Annotated in this window: 10 protein-coding genes; 2 read left to right on the top strand and 8 right to left on the bottom strand. The window is 65.2% G+C overall.

Going from position 1 to position 11,144, the window contains the following annotated elements; translation table 11 throughout:
* Nucleotides 1–11: 11 nt before the first annotated feature.
* Together ppc and ppsR are read left to right on the top strand one after the other, a co-directional pair.
* The gene (gene ppc, locus DFR40_RS03960; protein WP_245985594.1) at nt 12–2,774 is read left to right on the top strand and encodes a phosphoenolpyruvate carboxylase; all 2,763 of its coding nucleotides are present in this window, start codon (nt 12–14) and stop codon (nt 2,772–2,774) included.
* Nucleotides 2,775–2,786: 12 nt separating this feature from the next.
* Complete coding sequence (gene ppsR, locus DFR40_RS03965; RefSeq protein WP_121457174.1) at nt 2,787–3,605, top strand: posphoenolpyruvate synthetase regulatory kinase/phosphorylase PpsR; 819 nt, start codon at nt 2,787–2,789, stop codon at nt 3,603–3,605.
* On the opposite strand, the gene DFR40_RS03970 is transcribed toward ppsR, so the two are convergent.
* Genes DFR40_RS03970 through bamA form a run of 8 tightly spaced genes read right to left on the bottom strand, consistent with a single transcriptional unit; the run spans nt 3,606 to nt 11,142 of the window.
* A complete protein-coding gene (locus DFR40_RS03970) occupies nt 3,606–4,373 on the bottom strand; it encodes a TrmH family RNA methyltransferase (protein WP_121457175.1) in 768 nt (255 codons plus the stop codon).
* Nucleotides 4,370–4,960 (bottom strand): ribonuclease HII, encoded by a 591-nt coding sequence (gene rnhB / locus DFR40_RS03975; RefSeq protein WP_121457176.1) that lies wholly within the window; start codon nt 4,958–4,960, stop codon nt 4,370–4,372. The genes DFR40_RS03970 and rnhB overlap by 4 nt, the downstream gene beginning before the upstream one ends.
* The gene (gene lpxB / locus DFR40_RS03980) at nt 4,948–6,090 is read right to left on the bottom strand and encodes a lipid-A-disaccharide synthase (RefSeq protein WP_121457177.1); all 1,143 of its coding nucleotides are present in this window, start codon (nt 6,088–6,090) and stop codon (nt 4,948–4,950) included. Before lpxB ends, rnhB begins: the two co-directional genes overlap by 13 nt.
* A gap of 1 nt (nt 6,091) precedes the next feature.
* The gene (gene lpxA / locus DFR40_RS03985; protein ID WP_121457178.1) at nt 6,092–6,862 is read right to left on the bottom strand and encodes an acyl-ACP--UDP-N-acetylglucosamine O-acyltransferase; all 771 of its coding nucleotides are present in this window, start codon (nt 6,860–6,862) and stop codon (nt 6,092–6,094) included.
* A gap of 1 nt (nt 6,863) precedes the next feature.
* Nucleotides 6,864–7,298, bottom strand: coding sequence for a 3-hydroxyacyl-ACP dehydratase FabZ (fabZ, locus tag DFR40_RS03990; protein ID WP_121457179.1), 435 nt, complete (start codon nt 7,296–7,298; stop codon nt 6,864–6,866).
* Nucleotides 7,299–7,303: 5 nt separating this feature from the next.
* Nucleotides 7,304–8,347 carry a UDP-3-O-(3-hydroxymyristoyl)glucosamine N-acyltransferase gene (gene lpxD / locus DFR40_RS03995; protein WP_121457180.1) on the bottom strand — a complete coding sequence of 348 codons (1,044 nt, stop codon included), beginning with the start codon at nt 8,345–8,347 and terminating at the stop codon, nt 7,304–7,306.
* Nucleotides 8,347–8,817, bottom strand: coding sequence for an OmpH/Skp family outer membrane protein (locus tag DFR40_RS04000; RefSeq protein ID WP_121457181.1), 471 nt, complete (start codon nt 8,815–8,817; stop codon nt 8,347–8,349). Before DFR40_RS04000 ends, lpxD begins: the two co-directional genes overlap by 1 nt.
* Before the next feature lie 48 nt (nt 8,818–8,865).
* Nucleotides 8,866–11,142 carry an outer membrane protein assembly factor BamA gene (gene bamA, locus DFR40_RS04005; protein ID WP_121457182.1) on the bottom strand — a complete coding sequence of 759 codons (2,277 nt, stop codon included), beginning with the start codon at nt 11,140–11,142 and terminating at the stop codon, nt 8,866–8,868.
* Nucleotides 11,143–11,144 lie beyond the last annotated feature (2 nt).

The raw sequence follows: 11,144 nt of genomic DNA on the forward strand, positions 1-11,144 counted from the left end.
GACCCACCGCGATGACCGATTCGATGCCCGACAGCCACAAGGACGAACCCCTGCGCCACGACATCCGCCTGCTCGGCCGCCTGCTCGGCGACACCGTGCGCGACCAGGAAGGCGATGCCGTCTATGCGATCGTCGAGGAAGTCCGCCAGACCGCCGTCCGCTTCGCCCGCGACGGCGACCCGGCCAGCCGCGACCAGCTCGCCGCCCTGCTCGACCCGCTGCCGCGCGACACCACCCAGGCCGTCGTTCGCGCCTTCAGCTACTTCCTGCAGCTGGCCAACATCGCCGAGGACGAGCACCACATCCGCCGGCGCCGCGCCCACGACCTGGCCGGATCTCCGCCGCGCGAAGGCAGCCTGGTTTTTGCCCTGGATGCGCTGTCGACCGCCAAAGTCTCGCCGGAAGCCCTGGCCGACTTCTTCGCCCACGCACTGGTCGCCCCGGTGCTTACGGCCCACCCGACCGAGGTCCAGCGCCAGAGCCTGATCCGCAACCACCGCGAGATCGCCCGCCTGCTCGACCGCCGCGAACGCCAGCAGCTAACGCCCGAAGAGGCCGCCGACAACGAGCTGGCGCTGGCCAACGCGATCCTCACCCTGTGGCAGTCGCGGATGCTGCGCCCGGTCCGCCTCAAGGTCATCGACGAGGTCAAGAACGGCATCAGCTATTTCCAGGAAACCTTCTTCAGCGAACTGCCGCGCCTCTACATCCAGGCCACCGAGCAGCTGCAGAAGCGCTACCCGCAACAGCGCTGGGCGCTGCCGCCGTTCTTTCGCGTCGGCTCGTGGATCGGCGGCGACCGCGACGGCAACCCCTTCGTCACCGCCGAGATCCTCAACGAGGCGCTGCGCCTGCAATCGGCGGCAACGCTCAATCACTACCTCGATGAAGTCCACGAACTCGGCGCCGAACTGCCGCTGTCCGACCTGCTGGTCAAGGTGACGCCTGAACTCCGGCAGCTCGCTGACGTCTCGCCCGACCAGTCGCCGCAACGCATCGACGAACCCTACCGGCGCGCGCTGTCGGGCATCTACGCCCGCCTGGCGGCGACCGCCCGGGCGCTCGACCATGTCGATCCGGTGCGCCACGAGATCGGCCACGCCGAACCCTACGCCACGCCGGCCGAGCTGCGCGGCGAACTTAAGGTCCTGGCCAGTTCGCTCAAGCTCAACGGCAGCGCCCGCCTGGCCGGCGGCCGTCTGCGCCGGCTGCTGCGCGCAGTGCAGGTGTTCGGCTTCCACCTGGCGCCGATCGACCTGCGCCAGAACTCCGAAGTGCACGCCCGCAGCGTCGCCGCGCTGCTCGCCGCCGCCGGCCGCTGCGGCGACTACGAAGCCTTGCCGGAAAACGAGCGGATTGCGCTGTTGACCGCCGAAATCGCCTCGCCGCGCCCGCTCTACTCGCCATGGCTGGACTACGACGAGGAAACCCGCGGCGAACTGGCGATCTTCTTCGCCGCCCGCGAACTGCGCGCCAAGTACGGTGAGGCGGCCCTGCCCAACTGCATCATCTCGAAGACCGACGGCGTTTCCGACCTGCTCGAACTGGCGCTGCTGCTCAAGGAAGCCGGGCTGCTGCGCCCGGGCGCCGAGCCGCGCCTCGACGTCAACATCATCCCGCTGTTCGAGACCATCGAGGACTTGCAGAAGAGCGCGGCGATCATGGACCAGCTCTTCGCCATCCCCGGCTACCGCCAGCTGGTCGCCGGCCGCGGCGACGAGCACGAGGTCATGCTTGGCTACTCGGACAGCAACAAGGACGGCGGTTTCCTGACCTCGGGCTGGGAACTGTACAAGGCGGAAATCCTGCTCGCCGACACCTTCGCCCGCCACGGCGTGCGCCTGCGCCTGTTTCACGGGCGCGGCGGCTCGGTCGGGCGCGGCGGCGGCCCCTCCTACCACGCCATCCTGGCCCAGCCGGCCGGCGCGGTCTCCGGCCAGATCCGCCTGACCGAACAGGGCGAAGTCATCTCGACCAAGTACGGCACGCCCGACACCGGTCGCCGCAACCTCGAGGTGCTGCTCGCGGCCACACTGGAAGCCAGCCTGACTGATCACGAAAACCGCGTCGAGCCGGCCGGCCAGTTCCATGGTGTCATGGACCAGCTGTCGCTGCGCGCCTTCAACGCCTATCGCGGCCTGGTCTACGAAACCCCTGGTTTCACCACCTATTTCCGCCAGTCGACGGTGGTTTCCGAAATCGCCTCGCTGAACATCGGCAGCCGTCCGGCGTCGCGCAAGGCATCGGAGCGCATCGAGGACCTGCGGGCGATTCCCTGGGTCTTCTCGTGGGCGCAATGCCGGCTGATGCTGCCCGGCTGGTACGGTTTCGGTTCGGCGGTCGACGGCTGGCTGGCGGAAAATCCCGACGGCCTGGCCACGCTGCGCCGCATGCTCAAGTCCTGGCCGTTCTTCCAGAGCCTGTTGTCGAACATGGACATGGTGCTGGCCAAGACCGACCTGGCGATCGCCTCGCGCTACGCCGAACTGGTTGCCGACAGCGAACTGCGCGAACGCATCTTCAGCCGCATCGTCGGCGAATGGCAGCTGACCCGCCGCCACCTGCTGGCCATCCTCGAACGCGACGACTTCCTCGCCGACAACCCGATGCTCAAGCGCTCGCTGCAACTGCGCGCGCCCTACATGGACCCGCTCAACCACCTCCAGGTCGAGCTGCTCAAGCGCCACCGCGCCGGCGACACCGACGAGCGCGTCGCCCGCGGCATCCACATCACCATCAACGGCATCGCTGCCGGCCTGCGCAACAGCGGTTAAAATCCCCAAACCATGCCCAATCCGATCAAACGCACCGTCTTCTTCATCTCCGACGGCACCGGCCTGACCGCCGAAGCCCTCGGCCACAGCCTGCTCACCCAGTTCGAGGAAGTCGAGTTCAAGCAGGTTCGCATCCCCTTCCTCGACAGCCTCGAAAAAGCCCAGGAGGCAATCGCCCGGATCAACGCCCAGGGCGAGGAAGACGGCATGCGGCCGATCGTGTTCACGACGCTGGTCAACCAGGAACTCGGCGAACTGGTGCACCAGGCCGACGCCTTCTGCCTGTCCTATTTCGACACTTTCCTAGCGCCGCTCGAAGCCGAGCTCGGCCGCAAGTCGAGCCACACCGTCGGCCGTTCGCACGGCACCGCCGAAAGCTCGGAATACAAGAAGCGGATCGAGGCAATCAACTACACGCTGGCCCACGACGACGGCATCACCGACCGCGACCTCGCCGAGGCCGACGTCATCCTGGTCGCCGTCTCGCGCTGCGGCAAGACGCCGACCTCGCTCTACCTGGCCATGCAGTTTGGCCTCAAGGCCGCCAATTTCCCGCTGATCCCGGAAGACTTCGATCGCGGTCGACTGCCGGGAACGCTGGAAAAGCACCGCGCCAAGCTGTTCGGCCTGACCATCCAGCCCGAGCGCCTGCACCAGATTCGTGAGGAGCGCCGCGCCGGCAGCAAGTACGCCTCGCTGCCCAACTGCCGCTACGAGATTGCCGAGGCCGAGAAGATGATGCGCCGCGAAGGCATCCGCTGGCTCGATTCGTCGACCAAGTCGATCGAGGAAATCTCGGCAACCATCCTGCAGGAACTCAACCTGCGCTGATCAGGCGCGTCGGCGGACCATCTCGAACAGGCAGACGGCCGCCGCCGCACCGACATTGAGCGACTCGACCGCGCCCGGCATCGGGATGCGCAGGCGCAGACCGGCGGCGGCGATCAAGGCCGGACGCACGCCCTGCCCCTCGGCGCCGAAGACCCAGGCCAGCGGTCCCTGCCATTCGCTGGCGAACAGGTCGCTAGCCCCCTCGAGACAGGTGACCGCCACGGTGCCGCGGTAGTCGGCGATGAAAGCGGCGAGATCGGCCTCTTCGTGGATGTCGAGCAGGAAATGGGCGCCCTGCCCGGCGCGCAGCGCCTTCGGCGACCAGGCTGCGGCACAGCCCGGTGACAGCAGCGCCTGGCGGATGCCGGCGGCGGCGGCACTGCGCAGCAGGCTGCCGAGGTTGCCCGGATCCTGGACACCGTCCAGCAAAATTGCGTCGCCGGCAAGGTCGACCGTGAACTTCGCCGCCGGCGTCTCGACCACGGCGAGCAGACCGCTCGGCGTATCGACAATGCCCAGTTCGCGCAGCAGCGGATCGGCAAGAACGGTCACCTCGCGCCCGCCCACATAGGCGGCGATTTCGCCGCCGGCGAGCGCCGATTCGCCGACGATCAACTGCTCGACCGGACCATGGCAACGCTCCCAGGACTCGACCAGATGCACGCCGTCAAGCAGCGAAAGCCCGCGCTTGCGCCGCTCGCGACCGGATTCGGCGAGCCGCCGCAACTGCTTGTAGAAGGCGTTGTCGCGCGACTGGATCAGCTTCACAGCAGTGCCAACTGACGGGCCACCGGCCCGAAACTGCGTCGATGCACCGGCGAGGCGCCGTGCGCGGCCAGGGCTGCGCAGTGGGCGGCGGTCGGGTAGCCCATGTGACGGTCGAAACCGTACTCCGGGTATTGTTCGTGCAAGGCCAGCATGCCGGCGTCGCGGACCGTCTTGGCCAGGATAGACGCCGCCGCGATCGAGCCGATCTTGCCGTCGCCCTGGACCACCGCCTCGGCCGGCATCGCCAGCGGCGGGCAGCGGTTGCCGTCAACCAGCGCCCGCTCGGGCGTCACCGCCAGCGCCGCAACCGCCCGCTGCATGGCGAGCATCGTCGCGTGCAGGATGTTCAGGCGGTCGATTTCCTCGACGCTGGCCTCGGCCACCGCCCAGGCCAGCGCCTTTTCGCGGATCTCGCCGGCCAGCAGATGGCGCTTCTTTTCCGAAAGCTTCTTCGAATCGTCGAGGCCGGCGATCGGCCGCGCCGGATCGAGAATCACCGCCGCTGCCACGACCGGTCCGGCGAGCGGCCCGCGGCCGGCTTCGTCGATACCGCAGACGAGGCCGTCGGGAACGATCAGCGCAGGCATTCGACGACCGCCCGCGCCGCCTTCTCGGCGGTATTCTGGCGCAACTGCAGATGCAGGTCGGTGAACGCCGCCTCGATCGCCTTGGCGCCCTCCTTGTCCTCGTAGAGCTTGACCAGCGCTTCCGCGAGCTTCTCCGGGGTCGCCTCGTGCTGGAGGAGCTCGGGCACGACGAAACGCCCGCAGAGCACGTTGGGCAGGCCGACGTACGGCAGGTAGGCCATGCGCTTCATCAGCCAGTACGAGAACTTGGCGATCTTGTAGGTGATCACCATCGGCCGCTTGATCAGCGCCGCCTCCAGCGTCGCCGTACCGCTGGCGATCAGCGCCACGTCGGCGGCACCGACGGCATCCTGGGCATGCCCGAAGAGCAGCCGGAAGGGAATGTCGGCCGCCTGCTGGCGGTAGATCGCCGCCTCGAACTGCAAGCGCGTTTCGCGCGTCGCCAGCGGCACGACGAACACGGCCTCGGGCAGGAAGCGTTCGCGGATCAGCTTGGCGGTCTGCACGAAGAGTTCGCCCATCGTCTCCAGTTCGCCGCGCCGGCTGCCCGGCAGCAGCGCGATGATCGGGTAGTCGCGGGGCAGCGCAAGCTTCTCGCGCACCGCCTGGCGGCTGGTCTCGAGCGGGATCGAATCGGCCATCGGGTGGCCGACGTAGGTCACCGGAATGCCGGCCTTCTCGTACAGCGGCGGCTCCATCGGGAAGAGCGCGAGGACGCGCCGGACGGCTCGCCCGATCTTGTGGATCCGGCCGCCGCGCCAGGCCCAGATCGACGGGCTGACGTAGTGGATGGTCGGCACGCCGGCCGATTTCAGGGCGGTTTCGAGGCCGAGGTTGAAATCCGGCGCATCGATGCCGATGAAGATGTCCGGCCGCAGGTCGAGCAGCCGCTTCTTCAGCTGCCGGCGGATGCCGGCGATCTCCCGGTAATGCTTGAGCGCATCCCAGTAGCCCATCACCGACAGCTTGCCCATCGGCCACCAGCACTCCATGCCCTGCGACTGCATCCGCGGTCCGCCGATGCCGTAGAACACGGCATCCGGCAGCTGCTGCTTGAGCGCCGCGATCAGGTGGCCGCCCAGCAGGTCGCCGGAGGCCTCTCCCGCCACCATGGCAATACGCACGACCATGTCAGCGAATGATGCCGCGCTTGGAAACGGCCAGGAAATCGACGAAGCGCTGGACGTCCGGCTGGGTCTTCGCCTCCTCGACCAGCTTGAGCTTGGCTTCCTCGAGCAGCAGGCCGGACTTGTAGATGGTCCGGTAGGCCCGCTTGAGCGAGGTGATCGACTCGGCGTTGAAACCGCGCCGCTTAAGGCCCTCGACATTGATCCCGTAAGGCTGCGCGGTATTGCCGGCGGCCATCAGGTAGGGCGGAACATCTTGCAGGATGACCGTGCTGACCGCGGTCATCACGTGCGCGCCGATGCGGCAGAACTGGTGGACGCCGGTGAAGCCGCCGAGGATCGCCCAGTCCTCGACGACGACGTGGCCGGCGAGCTGAGCGTTGTTGGCGAAGGTGCACTTGTTGCCGACCTGGCAATCATGGGCGATATGCACGTAGGCCATGATCCAGTTGTCGTCGCCGATGCGCGTCACGCCGCAATCCTGGACGGTGCCCAGGTTGAAGGTGCAGAACTCGCGGATGGTGTTGCGGTCGCCGATTTCGAGGCGCGTCGGTTCGCCGGCGTACTTCTTGTCCTGCGGTACCTCGCCGAGGGAGCAGAACTGGAAGATGCGGTTGTCGCGGCCGATCCGGGTATGCCCGGAAATCACCACATGCGGCCCGATCACGGTGTTGTCGCCGATCTCGACATGCGGCCCGATGATCGAGTAGGCGCCGATTTCGACGTTGGCGCCGATTTTCGCGCCGGGATCGACGATGGCAGTCGGATGGATCATGTCAGAGGTCCCGCTTGGCGCACATCAGCTTGGCCGAGGCGGCGAGCTGGCCATCCACCCTGGCCTCGGCGCTGTACTTCCAGATGCCGCGCATCTGGCGTTCGATCTCGACGTGCAGGTCGAGACGGTCGCCCGGCATCACCGGGCGCTTGAAACGGGCCTCGTCGATGCCGGCGAAATAGAACACCGTGTCCGGCGACGGCTTCTCTTCCATCGTCTTGAACGACAGGATGCCGGCAGCCTGGGCCAGCGCTTCCATGATCAGCACGCCGGGCATCACCGGGTGATGCGGAAAATGGCCGACGAAGAAAGGTTCGTTGATGGTCACGTTCTTGTAGGCATGGATAGCCTTGCCCGGCACCAGGTCGACCACACGGTCGACCAGCAGGAAGGGATAACGGTGCGGCAAGTGTTCGAGAATCTGGTGAATATCCATTTTTATCAACCCCTTGTATCGTTTTCTTTAAGTTTTTTCTCAAGCTCGGCCACGCGCTCCGCGAGCTTTGCCAGGCGTCGGATATGCGCCGCATTGCGCACCCAGTCCTCGTGCTGCTCGGCCGGGAAGACGCCGCTCAGGCGGGCGCCACTTTCGTTGACGCTCTTCATCGCCAGCGTTCCGGCGGAGATCGTCGTGCCCGCCGCCAGTGTGATGTGCCCGCTGACCATGCCCGCCCCGCCGACAATGCAGTGCTCGCCCATGGTGACGCTGCCGGCAACGCCGGCACAACCGGCCAGCACGCTGTAGTCACCGATTCGGCAGTTGTGGGCGATCTGGACCAGGTTGTCGATCTTGCAACCGTTGCCGATCACCGTATCTTCAAGTGCACCACGGTCGACCGTCGTATTGGCACCAATTTCGACGTCGTCGCCGATCACGACCCGACCGATCTGCGGAATCTTGACCCAGGTCTTGCCTTCCGGTGCGAAACCGAAACCATCGGCACCGATGACCGCGCCGGAGTGGATGATCGCGCGTTCGCCGATGCGACAGTCGTGATAGACGGTCACGTTCGGATAGAGCACGCTGCCGGCACCGATGTGCACGCCATCGCCGATGACGCAGCCGGCATGCACGACGACGTTCTCGCCGAGCACGACATCGCGACCGATGCAAGCTTGCGGTCCGACGCTGACGCTGTCGGGCAGCGTCGAGTCGACGACGGCCGAACGATGGACGCCGGCAAAACCGGCACGCGGCGGATTGAGCAGCGCGGCGACACGTGCGTAGTAGGCGTAGGGATTGCCGGTGACGATGCGCGGACCGGCAAAACCGTCGGCTGCATCGGGCCCGACGATGACCGCCGCGGCCCGGGTCGTCTGCAACTGGCTACGGTATTTCCGGTTGGCGAGAAAGGCGATCTCGCCCTCACCCGCCGTGGCCAGGGTCGACACCCGGAAAATGCGAATATTGCCGTCCCCAAGCACATCGCCGCCCAGTCGGGCGGCGATTTCGGCAAGCGAGAACGAAAGCGCGCCGACCGGCATCACTTGCCGTCGGACAGCGCCTTGATGACGCGTTCGGTGACATCCAGGCGCGGGCTGACCCAGACGACATCCTGCAGGATCAGGTCAAACTTTTCCGACTCGGCGATCTGCTTGATCGCACGGTTGGCCTTTTCAATGACCGCGGCGTTTTCTTCGTTCTGGCGCAGGTTCAGGTCTTCGCGGAATTCGCGCTGACGGCGCTGGAACTCGCGCGACAGGTCGCCGAATTCCTTTTCCTTGGCCCGACGCTCGGATTCGACCATCGTCACCGAATTCTTTTCCAGCGACTCCTGCAGGCCTTGCAGCTGCTTGGCCATCCGCTGCAGTTCCTGGTCGCGGCGGGAGAACTCGCTTTCCAGCTTCTTGGCCGCCTTCTGCGCCGCCGGAGCGTCACGGAAGATGCGCTGGGTGTCGACATAGCCGACCTTCAGCTCGGCGGCAACGGCACCGGTCGCGCCCAGGACGGACATCAGGGAAGCGAGGACGAGAGTTTTAGCTTTCAACATGAGACTCCTGAATCAAAAAGTGGTACCCAACTGGAACTGGAAGGTTTCAGCCTCATCGGTGCTCTTCTTGTTCAGCGGAGCACCGATGCTGAATTTCAGCGGACCGACGGGCGACAGCCAGGCTGCCGTGACACCGGTCGAATAACGCAGTTCGCCCAGATCGAACTTGTCTCCGGACGCATAGACCTGGCCGGCATCGAAGAACAGGCCGACACGCGCGGAATTCTCGAAGCCCGGGAGGCTCCACAGCAATTCGGCATTGCCAACCACCTTGCGATTGCCGCCCAGGCGATCCTCGCCTTCGATCGTACCGGCGGTCCCCAGCGTGCTGGCCTTGTAGCCGCGCACCGAATTGACACCACCGGCGTAGTAGTTCTTGAAGAACGGCAATTCCTTGCCGCCCAGCCCCTTGGCGTAACCGACATCACCGTTGAGCATCAGCGTGAACCGCTTGGACAGCGGAATGAAATGCTGCAACTGGTAATTGGCGCGATAGTAGGTCAGGTCGCCGCCGGGAATGCCGACTTCCAGGCCGGCGCGCTGGTAGGTACCCGAGGTCGGGAAGAAGAAGCTGTTCTTGCTGTCGTTGACCCAGGCCAGGGTCAGCGGGAACGAGGTGTTGGTCTCGCCGAACTTGGCGACGTAGCGCTTGTAGTAGGTCGGGCTGTCGTCGAAAACGTTGATCGTCGTCGAGTCGGCGGCAATGCCGACCGAGAACGACTGGGTTTCGCTGATCGGGAAACCGAAGCGAATGCCGCCGCCGGTCGACTTCGACTTGTAGTAGGCGATGTCGGTCGAACTGGTATCGACGGTGCGGTGGTAGATGTCGAAGCCCTGGCTGACGCCGTCCGGCGTGAAATAGGGGTTGGTGTACGAAAGCGCGTAGGTGCGGTTCGACTTCGACGAATTGACCTGGATCGAGACGTTGTTGCCGCTGCCGAGGAAGTTGTTCTGCGAGATCGAGCCGGACAGGATGATCTTGTCGGTGCTCGAGGTACCGACACCGAGCATCAGGTTGCCGGTGGCTTTCTCGGTAACGCTCATGTTGACGTCGAGCTGGTCCGACGTCCCCGGCACCGGCGGCGTCTCGACGGCAACCTCGGTGAAGAAGCCGAGCCGGTCGACACGCTCCTTCGAGTTCTTGACCTTGTCGGCGTTGTACCAGGCGCTTTCCATCTGGCGGATTTCGCGACGGACGACTTCGTCGCGCGTCTTGGTATTGCCGGTGACGTTCACCCGGCGCACGTAAACGCGCTTGCCCGGATCGACGAAGATGGTGAAATCGACCAGTCGCTTCTCGCGATTGATCTCGGGCGATGCATTGACGTTGGCGAAGGCATAGCCTTCGGTACCGAGACGATCGCTGATCGCCTTGGTCGAATTGTTCAGCCGTTCGCGGGAAAAGACGTCGCCCGGGCGGATCGTCACCAGCTTGCGGACATCTTCCTCGGGAATCGAGAAATCGCCGGCCAGCTTGACCGAGGAAACCTTGTAGCGTTCGCCTTCGACCACGTTCAGGGTGATGTACACATCCTGCTTGTCAGGCGAGATCGAAACCTGGCTGGACTCGACGTTGAACTCGAGGAAGCCGCGGTCGAGGTAGAAGGACTTCAGCTTTTCCAGGTCGGCCGTCAGTTTCTGCCGCGAGTACTGGTCGTTCTTGCTGTACCAGGTCAGCCAGCCGGGCGTCGTCAGCTCCATCAGCGACAGCAGTTCCTTCTCCTTGAAGGCTTTGGCGCCGACGATGTTGATCTGGCGGATCTTGGCCGCCTCGCCCTCGACGATGTTGAAGTTGATGCCGACGCGATTGCGTTCCAGCGGCGTCACCGTCGTCGTGATCTGGGCTGCGTACTTGCCGCGGGACAGGTACTGGCGCTTGAGTTCCTGCTCGGCCTTGTCGAGCAGCGAGCGGTCGAAGATGCGCCCGGTGGCGATGCCGACTTCCTTGAGCGCCTTGACGATGGCTTCCTGCTCGAACTCCTTCATGCCGACGAAATTCAGCGAGGAAATCGCCGGCCGCTCCTGGAGGACGACGACCATGACGTTGCCTTCGACGTCGATGCGGACATCCTTGAAGAAGCCGGTGGCGAAGAGCGCCTTGATCGCCTGAGCCGCCTTGTCGTCGTTGAGCGTATCGCCGACCTTGACCGGCAGATAGCTGAAGACGGTTCCCGCTTCGGTGCGCTGAATGCCCTCGACGCGAATGTCCTTGACCGTGAATGGCTGGAAGGCCATTGCAGGCAAGGAAAAGAGACCGGCAATCAGGGCTGGCAACAGGGATTTTTTCATCG

This window comes from Azonexus fungiphilus (genome assembly GCF_003634965.1).
GTDB classification, from domain to species: Bacteria; Pseudomonadota; Gammaproteobacteria; order Burkholderiales; family Rhodocyclaceae; genus Azonexus; species Azonexus fungiphilus.